Genomic DNA, 19,202 nt, shown 5'->3' with positions numbered 1-19,202 from the left:
TGTTATTTTTTTATTTTAAGGTATTAAAATCTTCAATTATAGTAATTGCTTCATTTAGATAATGATTTGTTTTCAAAGCGTCTAATTGGAATTGATTGTAGGTTTTTTCTAAAGGGTGATTAGCGAGAAGATATTGATTTAAATTGGAGTTGTACACATTCAAATCAATACTCTTAGAGTTAAACGCACTAATATCTTCCCACAAACTCGTTGCATTATTTTGTTCAGCAAAAATAGCATCAACTGTAACTACTATCGCTGTTTTTGGTTGGTTAACTAAATTATCTATTCTCGTATTGATAGTCTTAATACTATTGAAATAAGGATCGTTTGCAATCCTTTGATTACTGTTTTTTGTTATTTTTACGATTAAACTATTTTTAAAATAAGTCCTGAATTTAAGAGAGGTATCGATGCTGTCGTTTTTAAAAGCCGTTGGAAAGTTACTTTCTTTTTGAAAGATGGTTTCGTAAATTTCAGGAAGGATTACATTTGGAGATATACCCACACTTTGATGGCTTTTTCCTGTAATTCTATAAAATTTGTTGATGGTTACTTTTACAAAATTTTCCTTGTCATTTTCTTCCAATGGAATAATGGTTTGCATAGTCGCTTTTCCCAAAGTCGTACTTCCTATTAGTAGCGCTCTATTGTAATCCTGAAGAATCGATGAGAAAAATTCACTCGCTGACGCTGAATTTCCGTTTATAAGAATTACGATAGGATCTTTATAGAACATTCCTTTAAATGGATCTTCTATTACTGTTTTGGTTTTGTTTTTGTCAATTACCACTGAAATGGGACCCTTATCAACAAATATTCCAGCGAGTTTTATAGCTTCTTCCATTGAACCGCCACCATTATCTATTAAATCAATAACCAGTCCTTTGATATTATCTTTTTGTAATTTGATTATTTCCTTTACAACATCCTGAGCACAACCTTTGCTGTTATTTCCTTCGAAATCAGAATAAAAACTGGGGATTTTTATATATCCTATTTTGATATCTTTTTCAATGATAAAACTGTAAACCGTGTTTTCTTCATCTTTGATAACTTGCTTTTCTACAAGTACATCAAAGTTTTTTCCCGCTTTACGCTTTAAGGTTAACAGAATATTTTTATTTGTCTCTGATAAAATCATATTCGAAATAGATTCTAACGTAGCACAGGTAACCAGTAAAGTTTCCTTTTGGTTTGAAATCGACACAATTTGATCTCCTTTTTTTATTTTTCCGGTTAGAAATGCAGGACCATTCGGGTCTAACTCATCTATTATAATTTCACTTTTTTCATTTAGGCTTACGTTTAGCCCCAGCGATAAATGTTCTTTTGATAAGGAGGCGACAAAACTGGATTTAGTATCATCACTAAAATAAGAAGTATGTGGATCGAAATAATTGCAAAAGTCATTGTAAAGACTTTCTTCGAAATCCATGTCGTTTTGTAAAACAGTATTTATTTTACAAAGTTCGTTTTGTATAATTGTATTTTTTGCTTTGGATTCCAATGCCTTAAAATTGGATTTTATAGAATCCAGATTTTTGCTGCTATTAGAAATATCATCCAGAATTTCATATCTAATTTTTTTTCGCCAAACTTTCTCCACCTGGCTTTCCATTAAATAAATAGGAAATGCTTTTTTATAAAACCGAATCGTATCTTTCAATTCATAATCGATAGCTTCGCGATTAATTTTTTCTAAAATAACTTTATTTCTCAAAAGGTCGTTTTTGTAAACAGTCGAGATTTCCGTTAGAAAAGAACAATCGTTGCTTTTGATGAGATCATCAATGTTTAATCGGTATTTTTTAGAAAGGATATCGTATTCTGATTTCAGGAAGATGTTCCTTGAAGGATCAATTTTGTCAATAAAACTATCAAAAACAAAAACCGATAAACTGTCGTCTACCGGTTTTGGATTAACATGCTCACGCTGAATTAACGCATTTATTTTGGTAAGTTTTTCACAAGTTGCAGCATCATTTTGACCAAACAGGGAAAATGTAGCTAAGAATAGTGCGAGTGAAAAAATTCTCATTTAAATTTTATTTCTTGTAAAAAGGCAATTTTACCACTTTGGCAGATACATCATTTTTACGAATTCTTATAAAGATATCACTATCTAAAGCGCTATTTTCAACAGTTACGTATCCTAAACCAATTCCTTTATTCATTGACGGAGACATCGTTCCCGATGTCACGATTCCAATTACGTTTCCTGCAGCATTCACAATTTCATAATCATGTCTTGGCACCGCGCGTTCTTGCATTTCAAAAGCAACCAGTTTTTTAGTAACTCCGGCTTCTTTTTGTTTTTTCAAGTTTTCTGAATTGGTGAATTCTTTATTGAATTTTGTAATCCAACCCAAACCAGCTTCAAGAGGAGATGTAGTATCGTTAATGTCATTTCCGTACAAACAGAAACCCATTTCTAAACGCAACGTATCACGGGCAGCCAATCCAATTGGTTTAATACCAAATGCAGCACCCGCTTCAAAAACTTTATTCCATACTTGTTCCACTTCTGAGTTTTTGCAATAAATTTCAAATCCTCCAGAACCGGTATAACCCGTAGCCGAAATAATTACGTTCTCAATTCCTGCAAAATCACCCACTTCAAAATGATAATAAGGAATCGCTGATAAATCTTTTGATGTTAATGATTGCATTGCTTCAACGGCTTTTGGTCCTTGAATTGCCAACAAAGAATAATCATCCGAAAGGTTTTTCATTTCCACACCCAAATCATTATGAGCTGAAATCCAATTCCAATCTTTTTCAATATTCGAAGTATTTACTACTAGTAAATACTGTTCCTCTTTCATTTTATAGACAATCAAATCATCTACAATTCCGCCGTCATTGTTTGGCAAACAAGAATATTGCGCTTTTCCAATCGTCAAAGTGGAAGCATCATTCGAAGTCACTTTTTGAATCAAAGCCAATGCATTTGGACCCGTAAGCAAGAATTCTCCCATGTGTGACACGTCAAAAACACCCACGGCATTTCTAACCGTTTCATGTTCCGCATTCACCCCTTCATATAAAATTGGCATATTATATCCGGCAAACGGAAGCATTTTTGCTCCCAAACTTTCATGTATGTGCGTAAGCGCAGTATTTTTCATTGTGATTTTGTATAAAATTTGATGCCGCTAATTTATCGCTTTTATTCCGAGTGACAAAGGCGATGGCAAGCAAAGTTTAAAGTTTCAAACGTTTTCGAAAATCATAAATAACTTTTCAAGATAATTGTTTTTTGGAGCTAATTCCAGCTATCCATTTCAAGTCCTCGTCTCGCCAACAAAAGGCGTGACTGTGGGCTTTCCATTGCTATCTGGGCTAGGGCATTTGTTTTTTCAATTCAATCTTTTTTTAAGACTTAGCTTGGTTTACGAAACAAAAAAGACAAATCAAAAATAGGTTTGATTTGTCTTTTTTAGCCAAAAGTCTCGCTCTTAATACTTTGCTGATTGTCCTGCTTTTGGCAATGAATTTTTTATGAACATTCTAATATCTTCATTTGCGGTTTCCAAATCCTTTTTTCTTAAATACATCATGTGTCCGCTACGATAACCTTTCCAACTCATTCTGTCTTTTAGTTTTCCGCTGGGATCCATTTGCCATAAATTGTATTTTGCATTGAAATAATCACAAGCGCCATCATAATATCCGGATTGAACCATGACATTTAGATAAGGATTTTGCGCCATGGCCTGACGTAAATTTTCACCAGTTTCATCATTTGATTTATCCCAAGGATTTACGGAACCAAACATATTGTATTTGAAGTCGGTTTTAAAATTCAAATCATTACGAATATAGGTATTGATTGCGGGTGTAAAGGAATGCAACCACGAAGTGAGTTCAGCATTAAAATCAGGACCTTCACCGGCATCTTTACGATCAATTCCTTTATAGCGGGAATCGAGTCTTCCCACTGTAAAACCTTTATCGCGCAACAATTCTTTCCAAAAATAATTATAAGGAACGTCCAGATTATTTTGCATAACGACTTTTTCCGAAATCCCAGAATAACGCGCTATTTTCGCAGCTATTTCCTTTCTTTTCTGCTCGTCAAGTGAACCACCTTTGCTTAACGATGGAAGAAGTTCATTGATGGTAAAATCTTCGACTTCTGGGAGCATATCAGTTAAATCTTTATTCTGTAAATCGGGAGGTAACATTTTATGATACCATGCTGTAGCTGCAAAATACGGGAGTTTTAGCGCTCCATCAGCAGCTACGCCACGAGTAATTCCTAATGTTGTTGGGGACACTAAGATAACTCCGTTTAGATACATCCATTGATTGTTTTGCAATTGGAGCGCCAATCCGGAAACACGAGTTGTACCGTAGCTTTCGCCAATAAGATATTTAGGCGAAGCCCAACGGTTCGTGCGAGTTACAAATCCACCAATCCAATCAGCTAAGTATTTAATATCGGCATTTATGCCAAAAAATTTAGTTGTTGGTATCTCTTTGCTTGTGGCTCTAGAATAGGCAGTGTTAACGGGATTTACAAAAACGATATCCGCCACATCTAAAATAGAATAGGGATTTTCTTTGATTCCATAAGGTTGCAAAGGATATCCTTCCTCATCAATATTTAATAAACTGGGACCGGTGTAAGCAATTTGCATCCAAACGGAAGCAGAGCCTGGGCCACCATTGAAAGAAATCACCAATGGGCGTGAAGCGCGATCTTTAACATCGGAGCGTTCGTAATAGGTGTAAAATAATCCTGCAATTGCTTTTCCATCTTCGTCCCAAACTGGCATCGTACCCGTGGTTGCTTTGTACGGAACTCGCTGTCCTTTTATGGTCGTTGTGTGTTCTGTAACCACATTTTGATCGGGATTGAATACAAGATTAGCGGGAGAAGGTTTTTCCTCTTTGGTTACCACTTTTGTTTCTTTAGATTCAGAACCAGTTTGTTGTGCGTACGAATGATTTATAAATGCGGTGAGTAATAATAAGAATACTGTTTTTTTCATAAGATAATTTATCTGGTTTCGTTTTAGTAGTAAATTTTGAAGTTACTAATGTATTGTTTTTTAAAACAATGACAATAATGTCCTAACTATTTGTCAGAATTAATTACGATTTAAAATGTATCGTTGAAGCAAATCTGCTGTATCTTAAATGTTTTGATTCCCAAATTTTAAATTAGAATAAACGATTTTGATTTATAATGTGTAATTTTAGACAAACAAATCCTACTATGAATACCATTTATATCGACCAAAAAGAAATTCTAAAACGCTATAAACCCATTGATAAACATACGCATAAAGGTATTCAAGGTCATGCTTTATTAATTGGCGGAAGCTATGGAAAAATAGGAGCTATTTGTCTCTCTTCCAAATCAGCGCTAAAAACTGGTTGCGGTTTAGTCACTGCTTTTATTCCCAAATGCGGGTATGAAATTGTGCAAATCTCCATTCCCGAAGTGATGATTTTGACAGATGTTCAAGAAAAATTCATCTCGAATATCACTTTCGATATTGTACCGCAAGCCATCGGAATTGGACCTGGAATCGGACAGGAACTTGCTACTCAAAATGCCTTACATGATTTCCTGAATACCAATACAATCTCCTTGGTTATTGATGCCGATGCGTTGAATATTTTATCTCAAAACAAATCATGGCTTTCATTATTGGCTCCAAAAACTATTATCACGCCACACCCGAAAGAATTGGAACGATTGATAGGAAAGTGGAATTCGGAGGAAGAAAAATTTGAAAAAACGAAAGCCTTTTCAAAACAATATAATTTGATTGTAGTCATGAAAGGCGCACCAACGCATACTATTGATGGCGAAACAATTTATGAAAATTCCACTGGAAACGCAGCGCTTGCAACGGCAGGAAGCGGCGATGTTTTAACGGGAATGATTACCAGTTTATTGGCGCAATCCTATGAACCGGTGAATGCGGCAATTCTAGGTGTTTACCTTCACGGATTAACCGCTGATATTGCTTTGCCGGAAACTGGTTATCAGTCTTTTATAGCTTCCGATGTTATTGCGAATATTGGGAAAGCGTATTTGACTTTAGAAAATGCTCAGAAATAGCAATAGCGGCTATAAAGTCCATCACAGTTATTTGTAAGTTTGTATCAACGCAAAAAGCGTAATTAAAATTAGATTATGGAAAATAACCCCCATCTAAGAACTGTAAATGTTACCCGATATATTACTCCTTTGCGAGAAGGCGGTTCTTTGCCTGCATTGGCGGAAGCCGATGATGATTTTAAATACGTTTTAAAATTTAAAGGAGCTGGTCATGGTGTAAAAGCTTTAATCGCCGAATTGATTGGCGGAGAAATTGCCCGTGTTTTAAAATTAAAAATCCCCGAATTAGTGTATGCCAATCTGGATGAAGCTTTTGGACGTACTGAAGCCGATGAAGAAATTCAAGATTTGTTACAAGGCAGTCAGGGACTTAATTTGGCTTTGCATTTTCTATCTGGAGCCATTAATTATGATCCTGTGGTAACAGTCGTTCATGCAAAACAGGCTTCAGAGATTGTTTGGCTAGATTCATATATTACAAATGTGGATCGAACGTTTAGAAATACTAATATGTTGATTTGGCACAAGGAATTGTGGCTGATTGACCATGGCGCTTGTTTGTATTTTCATCATTCCTGGACCAATTGGGAAAAACATGCCCATAGCCCCTTCGCACTGATAAAAGATCACGTATTGTTGCCGCAAGCTTCAATGCTACAAGAAACCGATGTTTTATTCAAAAGCATTTTAACGCAAGAAGTTTTGCAATCTATTGTTAATCTTATTCCTGAGGAATGGCTCAATTGGGAAGATAGCGATGAAGCTCCCGAAGCGCTTCGGGAAGTCTATCTTCAGTTTTTATTAATACGATTGAACCATTCTGAAATTTTTATAAATGAAGCCCAAAATGCAAGAGAAACACTTATATGAGTACTCCGTAATCCGGGTTGTACCTAGGGTAGAACGCGAAGAATTCCTCAATGTAGGGATTATTCTTTTTTGTAAACAAGCCAGATTTATAAAGGTACTTTATACCATTAATGAAAAAAAAATGCAGCTGTTTTCAAGCGAATTAGATTTGGAACAACTGCAATTAAACCTGGAATCTTTCCAAAAAATAGGTTGTGGTGCTAAAGACGGTGGACCTATCGCACAATTTGATATTCCATCTCGTTTTCGCTGGCTAACTGCATTGCGAAGTTCTGCCATACAAACATCAAGACCACATCCGGGATTGTGTAATGATTTGGAACAAACAATTCAAAAATTATTTGAAGAGATGGTTTTGTAAGTCTAATAATTAGTAGTTTATTACATTGTTCGTTTGTTTGTATCCGTTTTTTTTATCAAATATCACTAAAAGTGGGTATTGTCGTATCCTATTATTTAAAATACTTTTCGTCCTATAATTTTGAAGTATTGAGCTTTATATAATTGTCAGATAATCAATAATATTGTCTCAATCAAGGAATGATAAAAACAGTTTAGAAACTAATAATAGAAGAGGATGACAAATTCAGAAAAAATCAGAAAAGTAAATGAATTGCTTATTGAAGTAATCAAAGACGAAGAATATCAAATGGAAAGTTCTTTGAGCGGCTTAAAAGATGTAGTATTGAGCATAGTTGCAGATTATTGGCAAACGGTGCGAGAACCTGAAATTTTCATGGAAATTGGTATTGTTGAAATTGATGAGTTGCAACAATAGAAGGTGTCATAATAAGTCATCGCAATTTTTGTTTCGCTAATAGAGGTTAAGCAAGAAAGATTTAATCTAATCAAGAAAAATCGTCCATCAACTGGCGTTTATTGTCCATTTTATACTGTTTAGAGCTGTCGCATCTTTGCTAAGTCAATACCGACAATCAATTTAAACAAAAATAAAATGACAACATTTACAGTTCCAACAAGAGATCAAGTAGCACCGGCTAACCAAGACATTTTCGACAACTTACAAAAATCATTGGGTTTTGTTCCAAATTTGTACGCCACAATTGCTCATTCCGATAATGGTTTATCTCGATTTTTAGCGTATCAAAATGCTAAAACGTCTTTGTCTAACAAAGAAAAAGAAGCGGTAAACTTAATTGTAAGCCAAGTAAACGGTTGTGTTTATTGCCAAAGTGCGCATCTCGTTTTAGGCAAGATGAATGGTTTCTCCGAAGACCAACTATTGGATATCCGAAAAGGAAAAAGCACCGATGCGAAGCTAAGTTCTTTGGTGCAATTGGCTGCTGGTATTACCGCAAACAAGGGAAATGCCAGCACCGAGTCAGTAGATAGTTTTTTCGCACAGGGTTATACCAACGAAAATTTGGTAGATTTAATTCTGCAAGTGAGCGATAAAACCGCGATGAATTATTTGCATAATTTGACTCAAATTCCTGTTGATTTTCCTTTGGCTCCGGCTTTAGAATTAGAGACTGTCTAAGACTTCAGGGAATTTCTTCAAAAGGATCACACTACCGTTTTCTTTTAAATAACAGATAAATAACTACTAAAAAGCCACTCGAAACTGATTTCTGGAGTGGCTTTTTGTATTTTTTTTGGACGGGATTATTGAATCTTTTTTTTCAAAACTATAAATTCCAAAGGCTGTTCGGTAATTGGAATATGAACATCGCTTGCGGGAAACGGTTCTCTTGCACCTGTATCGATATAACCATTGCGTTTATACCATGAAATTAATTCCTCCCGAACAGAAATTACTGTCATGACAATTTTTGGTAATCCTAAAGCCAAAGCATGAATTTCAGCCTGCTGCAATAATTTTTTTCCAATACCGCTATTTTGCAATTCAGGAGAAACCGTCAGCATTCCTAAATACAATTGCTGCGCTTTTTCAATCAACAATACACAACCTATAATTGCATTGTTCTCCGTAAATTTTAGAATAGTATTTTTAGGATTGGCAATGGTTTCCGTTAGTTCTTGCTCCGTAGTTCTCAGTCCTTCTAATAAGTTTGCTTCCGTGGTCCATCCTTTTTTAGAAGATTCACCGCGATAGGCTGAATTTATTAATTTATTTAAGGAAGAAACGTCTTCTAATGTTGCTCTTGTAATCATGAAAAATAAATATTTTCTGGGTTGTAATTTTGAATTGTCAAAGGTAAAAAAACAAAATCACAATTGCTTTTCTTTTCGTTTTGAGTCTCATTGTTGCGGATACCGGAAAATTATACTCGTTTTGTGACATATCCACGTAGTGGTTTTTTAGTTATATTCTGCAATATTTTTTTCTAGATTTTTCCAAATATTGAATAATACTTTGTTGTTTTCTGATGCGTTTTCGTACTCTAATTTGCCTTTTTCACTCAAATGGTATCTTCTTTCTTGTTTGATAATTAGGTCATTTTTGATAAGCCATGAAATTGAAGATTGCAATTCTCTTGGAGTTGGAATTGCATGATTAATACCGTCTGCAATCATTGAAATTTCAGTGAGATTAGCTGCTGTAGTCTCAGATGCCATTGCAATTGCCAAAAATATCCATGATACGATTTGTTCTTGAATCATAAAATTAGATGTAATCTGTTCCATGTTGTTCCAGAAAGCTTTCATTTGTAAGTGTAGAATATTTCAATAAATTTTGTTTTTGTCTTGTTAATAAGCATAAGCTAGATCAGCGAAGTCTTATTTTCAAGTAACAGTATTAATTTTCGAATTTTATCCACATTTTTTTCCAGTCTTTCAAAGTTAAATTATTGATATTTATAGGAGCATCTTCACAGCAAATTTGAAGAGATTGATTTTTTTAATTTCTGAGGACCAAATAAATGTTCCAAATATTTTAGATGATGAAATTTTACCATTAAACTTGATTTTTGTGTTATCTAAAATGCTTTCAAAATAAAATGTTTTTTTTCTGAATTATATTTAACATTAGAAATGTAATTAGAAATTTGGTCTCCAATTAGCCCTTCATTATATGAAAGTTTACCAATTAAAGTGTTTCTATATTTCCACAATTGTAAAGTATAGCCTTTAGAATGTTCACCATCATTACTTTTTTCATTTGAATAGAACCCAAAAGTTTTTACTTCTTTTTCAATATCGAAAGCTGTCAATATTACAAATAAAGAGAATATAAAGATTCTTTTTTTTATACGATTTTTTTTCAATACTGCTATTAACACATTTAAGTTCTTTATCTACTTGAGAAAAGCTTCCTAAATTATGGTATGGTTGCGCTATAAAAGCAGCTTCTCTAAATTCAATCAAACTTAATGAATTTACTTACAGAAAACTAATTAACAATAAAAAAAATCCCTAAATAGTCGATAGAGAAAATTGTCCATGCCTTTGCGTACATTCTCCATTATTGTATTATGATTATATGATAACTGTGTTATTATAAAAATAAGGAATAATATAACCACTAAAAATAAATTCATGGAACAGTTACTGCCGCTTTCTCCATTTGACATGGAAAAGGCTTTGCTAAAAGTACAACTGGTCGAAAACGCTTGGAATAGCAAAGACCTGGAGCGAATAGCGTCAGCTTATACAATAGATGCGGAATGGCGCAACAGAGTGGAGTTTATCAATGGGCGAGAAGTGGTGAAGGAATTCCTGAAACACAAATGGGAAAAAGAACTGGATTACACACTCGAAAAAGAACTGTGGAGCTTTCGCGAAAACCGCATGGCCGTTCGTTTTGATTATGAATACCACAATGCCGAAGGACAATGGTTTAGAGCGAACGGAAATGAAAATTGGGAGTTTGATGAAAACGGTTTGATGCGTAAACGATTTGCCAGTATTAATGACTTGGCGATAGCAGAAAAAGACAGAAAGTTTAGAGAAAGATTGTAAAAAGCTGTCTGTTGATTTTTTGGAATCACTTTTTTTTGATAAAATTATGGTAAAATAATGGTTTCCTGTGATGCTTTGTTGGTTGTTTTTAGTATTTTGCCATCGAATCATTTTTATAGATTAAATTAGATTAATATGAAATATAGAGTAGCAACTTCGTCACTAAATCTGAGAGATTTTCCGTCGGCGAATGATAATTCTAAAATTTTAACACAAATCCCTTTTAGACATACCGTCAAATTAATTGAGAAAACAACAGCAGACTGGTGGAAAGTGAGGCTTTTAAACACGGAAACAGAAGGTTTTGTCTTTTCTAAAGACATTGAGCACGTTGACGAAACAACTGTAAATATTTCAGATATAGAAGTGCCTAATTTTGAACCAGGTTCGAAAGGAAGTCTTGATAACAAGGCGGAGACGTACAAGCCACTTGGCAATCCCGCCATTCCGTTTAGAGATTTAACAAGTGTTGAGTCAAAGCTATCGTCAATCAGAAAAATTATTGATGCGCTGGATGTTGAAAAAAGTTTCAGGTATCAGAAAGATGAATCCGACACGTATTGTAATATTTACACTTTTGATTATTGTTTTTTTGCCAAAGTCTATATTCCCAGATTAAGATGGACGGATAAAGCAATAGCAGAACTCAAAAAGGGGAACGAAGTACCATTAATTTTTGAAGATACGGTGAGGCCTTTTTATTCGAACTATATCTATGACTGGTTTTTGCAATCGTCTAATGCCTTTGGATGGGAAAGAATCTTAGATATTCATGAACTTCAAAATAAAGTAAATGAAAACGGTGGAGTGGGAATCATCTGTGCCAAAAGGTTTATTTTAAATAAATCAGGGCACGTTGTCGTGGTCGTTCCTGAAACCGAAACCGAGAAAGCATATCGATTAGACGGCAAAGTCATTTATCCGTTGCAATCTCAAGCCGGAATGAATAATTATAATTATTTTTCAGAGATAAGAGAGGAATGGTGGGATAGTAAAGATCCTGAGAAGGGATATTCTTCTGCTATCTTTTACTATCATGATTAAATATAAATGTACTCTAAATAAAAAAGACTTCTTGAAGCTCGATGCTCAAGAAGTCTTTTTTTATAGGATTTAAGTCGTATTTAGAATTATACTGCTATAGCATTTTTTGTAATTAGTAATGAACTACAAAAACCATTTTCATAATACCTATCGTGTAAACTGGAATAAATTTGATTGTAGATTTCTATAGGATCATTCGATTCTATTTTAATAGCCAATATATTTTCTAAAAGAGCAATAAGGTTTGACGGAACTGCAGTTTCTTTTCCGTGTACAATAGATTCATATACAAAGTTATTCCATTCTAAATCGCAAATAGGATTTTCAATTTCATTTAATATGGCATGATCCATAATAAAAATCAGAAAATGTAAAACTTCCTTTAGATATTTTTCGTTAAAATAATCAAATATTCTAAACTCAATACCGTGATTTTTGTGCTTGTGAAAATTTACGTCAAGTCCAATTTTATCAATTTTCTCATAATCTGATATTTCAGAATACCGATTCACCCACCATAACGGATTATCGTGCATGGGATGCGCATTGAAATCCATTTGCACTATTTTTCCGGTTTTCATCACATTAGAATCGTACGTTCCAACCCCAATGTATCTTGACATCGCACATCGTTGTGATGCCTTGGTTAAATTGACACTGCTGTCATTATGGGATAAATAGTCAGAAGATCCAAACTTGATCATAAACAACGGACTCAACCATTGAAATAACCGAATCGTGCGCTGATGTTTTTTTATAAAATCTACTTTGTCTTTAATTTCACCTTCCTTGTTCAACTCCGTTGGAATGGTTAAATTAAAATGATAAGTCATGTTGTTGAAAACAGAATAGTTCTCATTGTTTGAAACAAATATGGCAAAAGGATGATTTTCCGAACAGATCTTTATATTGCCAAATTGTGAGAATATATTTTCTTTCTGCAATAGCTGTTGCAAATTTAGTGTGAATTCTCGTTTAATGTTTGACAGCTCCGAAATAACGGTATCTACATCTTTTTTATAAAAATCTTGCGTAACAAATTCAATTGTATCGCCATCAAAAATGAATTTTTTTTGATGTTCGTCAATAAAATAGCTATTGTGTTTTTGTAATTTTTCAAAAATGCTTTCGCCAATGTACTCCGGGTTTGGTTCATTGTCAATTACATCTAGAGTTTTATGCTGATTGTTTACATCTGTTTTTGTAAAAGAATGGGAATTCATTAAAACAGGAATACTGTAATCCTTATCAGTTAATATTTTTTGCAACGAATTTTCGAATACGTTTTCTTTGTAATTATTAAAATGGTTTACACTATACTTTTCACGTATCCCATTTGTTAAAAAGAAATTCTTGTCTACCGTACGCTGATTGTCAAACTCTAAATAACATTCATTTTCGATACCTACTCCCCAATAAAAATCATTTGATTGATATTGGCTCATATATTCTTTATGCTTATCTAATACCTCAATTTCAAAACTAACTTCATTCATGTTTTGATCTGTCATAAACTTCTTTCTCTTTTTCTAAAAATTTGTTAATATAGGGTAACTACTGTGTCAGGTAGTGATGCTTGAGGGAGTGCATAAATCCGAAGATTTTTTGTTTCTAACAAGAGTAAATCAGTATTGGATACCTGCCAATTTTGCATTATGAAAACCGAGCTTTTTGTTACGAGTTTTAAACCTGAATTTGGACGCTCAATTTCAATGCAAAAGTAGATAAAATTTATGGCTAAATCAAGAGGTGTTTTTAAATTATTTTTTTTGCTGATTGCTCAATTTTACTTCTATGTAAATTTTTAATTTTTAAAGGTTTAGCTATAATGTTTTGGGACAAAACAGGAATGGAAATAATTAAGCGAAATAGTATCGTTCAATTTAATTTCCCAATGCTATATTGACTTTTTTTTAAGTGAAAACAAGTAGATTAAACGCAACCTTTCAGCAGTTGCATTAGGAGCACAAATTTTGCGGTTTTTCAAGACCAGTCGTCCCGCTATTCGCTTTATCTTTTGTCCCGAAAAGCCGGGACAAAAGGATGCCGCTACTATCGGGGCTACACGACACTTTTTTTAAATAGTAATACTTTTAGCCAAAAAAGGGGATGAAACAAATTATAATCTCAAAACGAATTCTAGATTTACAAAAACGAAAACAGAAATTTGCTATTTGGTTACAAGCAATACACTCAATTCTTAGGTTCATTCATTACCCAGAAACCAATTGAGTAGTTTCCCTCCATAAAAACAGGAACATTGTCCTATCCTAAAAACGCTTTCAATTCCTCAAAATTCTTGATTTTTACACTTACTTTTTCCTTATTCATCACGCTTTCTATTTGAGCAGGAATAGGCAATTTTACGTTTAAAACAGGTTCGACAACATCCAAAAATTTGATCGGATGAGCAGTTTCTAAGAAAATCCCAATCGCATTTGGGTAGTTTTTCAACTCTTTTTTCAATCCCAAATAACCCACGGCTCCGTGCGGTTCAGCAATATAACCGTTGGCATTGAAAATGGTTTTCATTGCTATTTTGGTTTCTTCATCGGTAAAAGTATAAGAAGAAAAATCTTTTTTGAATTGCTCCAAATCATTTTGATACATTTCCTGAATACGAATAAAGTTACTCGGATTCCCTACGTCCATCGCATTAGAAATCGTGGCGATGGAAGGTTTTGGATCGTAAATTCCGTTTTCTAAAAATCTTGGTACGGTATCATTTACATTGGTAGAAGCTATAAAATGTTCGATTGGCAAACCCATTTTTTTGGCAATGATACCAGCGCAAATATTTCCGAAATTTCCACTCGGACAAGAAAAAACCAGTGCTGCATTCTGTTTTTTCAAGGCTTTGTAAGCAAAGAAAAAATAAAACATTTGTGGCAACCAACGCGCAATATTGATTGAATTTGCCGATGTCAGATTTTTATGTTTCAAACTTTCGTCCAAGAACGCTTTTTTTACCATATCCTGGCAATCATCAAAAACGCCGTCGACTTCTAACGCTTTTATATTTTGTCCTAAAGTCGTTAATTGTTTTTCCTGAATGTCGCTCACTTTTCCCGATGGATAAAGAATAATTACTTCGACACCTTTAACACCCAAAAAGCCACTGGCAACAGCACCTCCCGTATCTCCAGAAGTCGCCACGAGAACGGTATTTTTACTGTCTTTTTTATCTTTGTTAAAGTACGCCAAACAACGAGACATGAATCTCGCACCTACATCTTTGAAAGCCATAGTCGGACCGTGGAATAATTCAAGAGAATAGATTCCTTTTTCGACTTCTACAAGAGGGAAATCAAAACATAAAGTTTCGTCAATAATTTCTTTGAGTACTGCTGCAGGAATTTCATCGCCCACAAATTGTTGTATAGCTTGATAAGCAATCTCTTCGTTGCTTAAATTCTGGATGCTGTCAAAAAAATCTTGTGGTAAAGGGGTAATTGTTTCAGGAAAATACAATCCTTTATCAGTTGCTAATCCTTGTATTACGGCTTCTTTAAAAGAAACGTTTGGCGCGTTATGGTTTAAACTGTAATATTTCATTTTGTTGTCATTGCGAGGCACGAAGCAATCTCGTTATTGTTAACTAATTATTCTCATTCCATCCGGATTAACCTTTGAGACGTGAATTTCATAAGGCAAATTCATTTCATCATAAACAGCGCTCATGGCTTTGGCGATTTTGTCTGCGGTTTCCTTTCCTTTGCTTAAAGCAAAAATGGAAGGACCAGAACCTGATATTCCAGAACCTAAAGCCCCGTTTTCAAGTGCAGTTTTCTTGATTAAATCGAAGCCTGGTATTAACACACTTCGAAGTGGTTCCACAATTTCATCATGAAGGGAACGACCTATTAAATCGTAATCTTTGGTATATAAACCGGCAACTAAGCCGCCCACATTTCCCCATTGCATAATAGCACTTTTAAGAGAAACGGTTTGTTTCAATACGGAACGTGCGTCTGATGTTTTCAACTCAATTTGTGGATGAACAACAGTTGCATACAATTCTGATGGGCTTTTAATTTTTATAATATCTAATGGACTGTAACTTCTAACCAATGTAAATCCGCCCAATAATGCTGGAGCAACATTATCAGCATGGGCGTTTCCACAAGCCAATTTTTCACCTTGCATCGCAAATTGCACCAAATCTTTTATTTCGAATGGATTCCCTAATAAGGCATTGATTCCAAAAACTGCTCCTGCGGCACTTGCAGCGCTACTCCCAATTCCGCTTCCGGCTTTGATGTGTTTATAAATTTCTATATCAAATCCAAAGTTGGTTTCTACCGCATTCAATAACGCTAATCCGGCAACACCAGCCACATTTTTTTCGGTTTCTAAAGGCAAATCGGCACCAACAATTTTAGTAATACGAATCCCTTTAACGTCTGATTTTTTAATAATCATTTCGTCACCCACATTGTCCAAGCAAAGTCCAAGAACATCAAATCCGCAGGAAAGATTGGCGATAGTGGCGGGGCAAAATATTTTTATTTCATTCATAATTTTAGTCTTAAAGTCTAAAGTCTTAAAGTGGTAAAGTCTTAGTATTGAATATAAAATCAAGTTGATAACTTTCAGACATTACGACATTCGACTTTACGACTTATTTACACGTTTCCAATTCTAATTACATCAGCAAAAATTCCTGAAGCCGTAACTGCTGCTCCAGCACCTGCACCTTTTATCAATAACGGCTGGTCTACATAACGGTCTGTAAAAAATAATACAATATTATCTTTTCCTTCCAGATTGTAAAAAGGATGGTCTTTAGGAATAAATCGTAAGCCAACATTAGCTTTTCCATTTTCGAATTGAGCAACATATTTTAGTCTTGAATCTTTGCTTAGTGCTTCTTTGTAAATAGCTTCAAAATGAGCAGCATTTCTATTTAAAGAGGCGAAAAAATCCTCATTCGATGTTGTTTCCAAACATTCAGCAGGCACGAAAGATTCATTGGCAATTTCGTCAATTTCCATTTTGTAACCGCTTTCTCGTATCAGAATTAATATTTTACGTGCTACGTCAATTCCGCTCAAATCTATTTTAGGGTCTGGTTCTGTAAATCCTTGTACACCAGCTTCTTTTACAACATCATGAAAAGTGTTGTTTTCATCAAAATTGTTGAAGATAAAATTTAAACTTCCGGATAAAACAGCTTGAATTTTATTCACTTTATCACCTGATGCAATTAAATTTTTTACGGTGTCGATAATTGGCAAACTTGCTCCAACATTAGTTTCGAATAAGAATGGAGCGTTATATTGTCTGGATAGTTTTTTTAGATTCTTGTAATTATCATAAGCCGATGAACAGGCAATTTTATTGCAAGTTACCACGGCAACATTTTGTTTTAAATAGTGTTCGTAGGTTTTAGAAACACTTTCATTAGCAGTAATGTCAACAAAAATACTGTTGCGCAAATTCAATGCTTTTACATTAGAAATAAAAGTTGCTGCATCTGCAGTTTCTCCATTCTCTAAAAGTGATTGCCATTCTTTCAAAGAAATTCCTTCTTCATCAAAATGCATTTTTCTAGAATTGGACACCGCAATAACTCTCAAGTTTATTTTTAAGTTGTCTTTCAGGAATTTCTTTTGTTGGTTAATTTGTTCAATGAATTTTTCCCCTACATTTCCAACACCCATCACAAATAAATTCAACTGTTTTGTGTTTTCTTCAAAAAAGTTTTCGTGTAAAGTATTCAATGCTTTCTTAACATCTCTTTCATTAATCACTGCTGAGATGTTCCTTTCTGAAGCACCTTGCGCAATCGCTCGGATGTTAACATTATTTTTCCCTAAAGTACTAAACATTCGGCCGCTTAAACCTTGATGGTTCTTCATGTTTTCACCTACCAAAGCAATGATGCAAAGGTTTTTTTCAACAATACAACGGTCAATTTTGTTTTGTAAAATTTCAATTTCAAAAGCTTTATTGATGGCATCTTCAGCAACCTCGGCATCAGTATCTAAAATTCCGATACAAATAGAATGCTCAGATGAAGCTTGAGTAATAAAAATCACATTGATATTTTCATGTGATAATACCTCAAAAAGTCTTTTGGAAGAACCGGAAACACCAATCATTCCAGGACCTTCAAGCGTAATTAAAGTAATGTTGTCAATATGGCTAATTCCTTTTACAGGATAAGAGTTTGGCGTAACATTATTCGAAATATAAGTTCCTTCTGCTTCTGGTTCGAATGTATTTTTGATAAGAATTGGAATATTCTTTCTCAAAACGGGTTGAATAGTAGGTGGATAGAGAACTTTGGCACCAAAATGCGATAGCTCCATCGCTTCTTGATAAGAAATGCTGGCGATTGGAACGGCTTGTTTTACTATTTTTGGATTAGCGGTAAACATACCGTTTACATCAGTCCATATTTCTAAATTAGTTGCGTTTAAAGCTCCCGCTAAAATTGCTGCAGTATAATCGGAACCGCCGCGACCAAGTGTAGTGTTTATTCCGTCTAATGTAGTAGCGATAAAACCAGGCATGATTACCACTTGATTCTCATTCGAGGCAAAAAAATCAGCAATCAATTGATTTGAAATTTCAAAATTTACTGCTGCTTTTCCAAAATGATTATTTGTTTTTATCAATTCGCGACTGTCCTTATAGCTGCTATTTTTTAGGTTTTGTTTTAATGCTTCTGCAATGATATAAGAAGACAATAATTCACCAAAACTTAAAATTGTATCCGAAGTTCGAGGGGATAGTTCGCCCAAAAGAAAACAGCCGTCTAACAAAGTTTCAAGATGATTGATGATTCGTTTTATATGGCTTAATAAACCACTTTGCTCGCTGACCGGAATTAATTCTTTTAGCGCGTCAAGATGTTTCTTTTCAATTTCGGCAACAATTTCTTTATAACTTTCATCATTTGAAGCCGCATTGATGGAGGCTAGCTGAAGCAAGTCAGTTACTTTGCTAAAAGCAGAAACCACTACGACTAGTTTTTCTTCGTTAGCTTTATTAATTATTATATCTAGAACTAGTTTTATATTTTGTGCATTGGCTACCGAAGTTCCACCAAATTTTAATATTTTCATTTTGTCTGTTTTAATTTAAAAATGCGAATTCTTATATATATCCATCAACCGTCTTTCTTTAGAAAAAAAGTATAAAAAATAGGATTATATGTGAAATGTATACCCCTAAGGGGTAGTTGTAGTTGTTGCAGCAGTAAATGTCAAAGAAGCATCAACCCAAAATTGAGTTGTTATCGAAGAGTGATATGTTGTTCTGTTGTTTGCCATTATTGTATATCAAAAGTACAGTTTTTTATAAAAAGCTAAAC

General features: G+C 34.2%; 17 protein-coding genes. 7 read left to right on the top strand and 10 right to left on the bottom strand.

All coding sequences use genetic code 11. The features are described 5' to 3' along the window. Positions 1-10: 10 nt before the first annotated feature. The 3 genes from IWX84_RS13545 to IWX84_RS13535 form a co-directional block, all read right to left on the bottom strand. Positions 11-2,041 (bottom strand): carboxy terminal-processing peptidase, encoded by a 2,031-nt coding sequence (locus IWX84_RS13545; RefSeq protein WP_196851293.1) that lies wholly within the window; start codon positions 2,039-2,041, stop codon positions 11-13. Between the two features lie 7 nt (positions 2,042-2,048). Beyond that, positions 2,049-3,131 carry a glycine cleavage system aminomethyltransferase GcvT gene (gene gcvT, locus IWX84_RS13540; protein ID WP_196851292.1) on the bottom strand — a complete coding sequence of 361 codons (1,083 nt, stop codon included), beginning with the start codon at positions 3,129-3,131 and terminating at the stop codon, positions 2,049-2,051. 330 nt (positions 3,132-3,461) lie between these two features. After that, a complete protein-coding gene (locus IWX84_RS13535) occupies positions 3,462-5,000 on the bottom strand; it encodes a S10 family peptidase (protein WP_196851291.1) in 1,539 nt (512 codons plus the stop codon). Between the two features lie 227 nt (positions 5,001-5,227). Between IWX84_RS13535 and IWX84_RS13530 the strand changes: the two genes are divergently transcribed. The 5 genes from IWX84_RS13530 (at position 5,228) to IWX84_RS13510 (ending at position 8,453) form a co-directional block, all read left to right on the top strand. Further along, positions 5,228-6,082: an NAD(P)H-hydrate dehydratase gene (locus tag IWX84_RS13530; protein ID WP_196851290.1), complete on the top strand. Its 855-nt coding sequence runs from the start codon at positions 5,228-5,230 to the stop codon at positions 6,080-6,082. Between the two features lie 75 nt (positions 6,083-6,157). Further along, positions 6,158-6,952: a HipA family kinase gene (locus IWX84_RS13525; protein WP_196851289.1), complete on the top strand. Its 795-nt coding sequence runs from the start codon at positions 6,158-6,160 to the stop codon at positions 6,950-6,952. Beyond that, entirely contained in the window at positions 6,930-7,313 is a 384-nt protein-coding gene (locus IWX84_RS13520; protein ID WP_196851288.1) for a DUF3037 domain-containing protein, read from the top strand. Before IWX84_RS13525 ends, IWX84_RS13520 begins: the two co-directional genes overlap by 23 nt. Positions 7,314-7,529: 216 nt before the next feature. Then, positions 7,530-7,730: a hypothetical protein gene (locus IWX84_RS13515; RefSeq protein ID WP_196851287.1), complete on the top strand. Its 201-nt coding sequence runs from the start codon at positions 7,530-7,532 to the stop codon at positions 7,728-7,730. A 177-nt stretch (positions 7,731-7,907) separates the two neighbouring features. Continuing rightward, positions 7,908-8,453 (top strand): carboxymuconolactone decarboxylase family protein, encoded by a 546-nt coding sequence (locus IWX84_RS13510; protein ID WP_196851286.1) that lies wholly within the window; start codon positions 7,908-7,910, stop codon positions 8,451-8,453. 125 nt (positions 8,454-8,578) lie between these two features. Here the strand turns inward: IWX84_RS13510 and IWX84_RS13505 are convergent, their stop codons facing one another. The 3 genes from IWX84_RS13505 to IWX84_RS13495 all read right to left on the bottom strand — a co-directional run bounded on the left by IWX84_RS13505 (position 8,579) and on the right by IWX84_RS13495 (position 10,089). Then, the gene (locus tag IWX84_RS13505) at positions 8,579-9,088 is read right to left on the bottom strand and encodes a GNAT family N-acetyltransferase (RefSeq protein ID WP_196851285.1); all 510 of its coding nucleotides are present in this window, start codon (positions 9,086-9,088) and stop codon (positions 8,579-8,581) included. Between the two features lie 147 nt (positions 9,089-9,235). Then, on the bottom strand, positions 9,236-9,583 hold the full coding sequence (locus IWX84_RS13500; protein WP_196851284.1) for a hypothetical protein: 348 nt from the start codon (positions 9,581-9,583) through the stop codon (positions 9,236-9,238). A gap of 272 nt (positions 9,584-9,855) precedes the next feature. Further along, the gene (locus tag IWX84_RS13495) at positions 9,856-10,089 is read right to left on the bottom strand and encodes a hypothetical protein (RefSeq protein ID WP_196851283.1); all 234 of its coding nucleotides are present in this window, start codon (positions 10,087-10,089) and stop codon (positions 9,856-9,858) included. Between the two features lie 325 nt (positions 10,090-10,414). Here IWX84_RS13495 and IWX84_RS13490 point away from each other — a divergent pair, with 325 nt between their 5' ends. Then, entirely contained in the window at positions 10,415-10,837 is a 423-nt protein-coding gene (locus IWX84_RS13490; protein ID WP_196851282.1) for a nuclear transport factor 2 family protein, read from the top strand. 135 nt (positions 10,838-10,972) lie between these two features. Continuing rightward, positions 10,973-11,881 (top strand): SH3 domain-containing protein, encoded by a 909-nt coding sequence (locus IWX84_RS13485; RefSeq protein WP_196851281.1) that lies wholly within the window; start codon positions 10,973-10,975, stop codon positions 11,879-11,881. An 86-nt stretch (positions 11,882-11,967) separates the two neighbouring features. On the opposite strand, the gene IWX84_RS13480 is transcribed toward IWX84_RS13485, so the two are convergent. The 4 genes from IWX84_RS13480 to thrA all read right to left on the bottom strand — a co-directional run bounded on the left by IWX84_RS13480 (position 11,968) and on the right by thrA (position 18,954). Continuing rightward, positions 11,968-13,392, bottom strand: a complete 1,425-nt coding sequence (locus tag IWX84_RS13480) for a hypothetical protein (RefSeq protein WP_196851280.1) — start codon at positions 13,390-13,392, stop codon at positions 11,968-11,970. 754 nt (positions 13,393-14,146) lie between these two features. After that, positions 14,147-15,436: a threonine synthase gene (thrC, locus tag IWX84_RS13475; RefSeq protein ID WP_196851279.1), complete on the bottom strand. Its 1,290-nt coding sequence runs from the start codon at positions 15,434-15,436 to the stop codon at positions 14,147-14,149. A 39-nt stretch (positions 15,437-15,475) separates the two neighbouring features. After that, positions 15,476-16,399, bottom strand: coding sequence for a homoserine kinase (locus tag IWX84_RS13470; protein ID WP_196851278.1), 924 nt, complete (start codon positions 16,397-16,399; stop codon positions 15,476-15,478). Positions 16,400-16,506: 107 nt separating this feature from the next. Beyond that, positions 16,507-18,954, bottom strand: a complete 2,448-nt coding sequence (gene thrA, locus IWX84_RS13465; protein ID WP_196851277.1) for a bifunctional aspartate kinase/homoserine dehydrogenase I — start codon at positions 18,952-18,954, stop codon at positions 16,507-16,509. Positions 18,955-19,202: the final 248 nt, after the last annotated feature.

The organism is Flavobacterium sp. CG_9.10 (assembly GCF_015752245.1).
Taxonomy (GTDB): Bacteria; Bacteroidota; Bacteroidia; order Flavobacteriales; family Flavobacteriaceae; genus Flavobacterium.
Note: the sequence above shows the minus strand (reverse complement) of the source record. Positions and strands in the feature narration are given on the sequence as shown.

Excerpts from the sequence above, each read along its gene's own strand:
- IWX84_RS13545 (WP_196851293.1), bottom strand. The coding sequence starts at position 2,041 with ATGAGAATTTTTTCACTCGCACTATTCTTAGCTACATTTTCCCTGTTT.
- gcvT (WP_196851292.1), bottom strand. The coding sequence starts at position 3,131 with ATGAAAAATACTGCGCTTACGCACATACATGAAAGTTTGGGAGCAAAA.
- IWX84_RS13535 (WP_196851291.1), bottom strand. The coding sequence starts at position 5,000 with ATGAAAAAAACAGTATTCTTATTATTACTCACCGCATTTATAAATCAT.
- IWX84_RS13530 (WP_196851290.1), top strand. The coding sequence starts at position 5,228 with ATGAATACCATTTATATCGACCAAAAAGAAATTCTAAAACGCTATAAA.
- IWX84_RS13525 (WP_196851289.1), top strand. The coding sequence starts at position 6,158 with ATGGAAAATAACCCCCATCTAAGAACTGTAAATGTTACCCGATATATT.
- IWX84_RS13520 (WP_196851288.1), top strand. The coding sequence starts at position 6,930 with ATGCAAGAGAAACACTTATATGAGTACTCCGTAATCCGGGTTGTACCT.
- IWX84_RS13515 (WP_196851287.1), top strand. The coding sequence starts at position 7,530 with ATGACAAATTCAGAAAAAATCAGAAAAGTAAATGAATTGCTTATTGAA.
- IWX84_RS13510 (WP_196851286.1), top strand. The coding sequence starts at position 7,908 with ATGACAACATTTACAGTTCCAACAAGAGATCAAGTAGCACCGGCTAAC.
- IWX84_RS13505 (WP_196851285.1), bottom strand. The coding sequence starts at position 9,088 with ATGATTACAAGAGCAACATTAGAAGACGTTTCTTCCTTAAATAAATTA.
- IWX84_RS13500 (WP_196851284.1), bottom strand. The coding sequence starts at position 9,583 with ATGAAAGCTTTCTGGAACAACATGGAACAGATTACATCTAATTTTATG.
- IWX84_RS13490 (WP_196851282.1), top strand. The coding sequence starts at position 10,415 with ATGGAACAGTTACTGCCGCTTTCTCCATTTGACATGGAAAAGGCTTTG.
- IWX84_RS13485 (WP_196851281.1), top strand. The coding sequence starts at position 10,973 with ATGAAATATAGAGTAGCAACTTCGTCACTAAATCTGAGAGATTTTCCG.
- IWX84_RS13480 (WP_196851280.1), bottom strand. The coding sequence starts at position 13,392 with ATGACAGATCAAAACATGAATGAAGTTAGTTTTGAAATTGAGGTATTA.
- thrC (WP_196851279.1), bottom strand. The coding sequence starts at position 15,436 with ATGAAATATTACAGTTTAAACCATAACGCGCCAAACGTTTCTTTTAAA.
- IWX84_RS13470 (WP_196851278.1), bottom strand. The coding sequence starts at position 16,399 with ATGAATGAAATAAAAATATTTTGCCCCGCCACTATCGCCAATCTTTCC.
- thrA (WP_196851277.1), bottom strand. The coding sequence starts at position 18,954 with ATGAAAATATTAAAATTTGGTGGAACTTCGGTAGCCAATGCACAAAAT.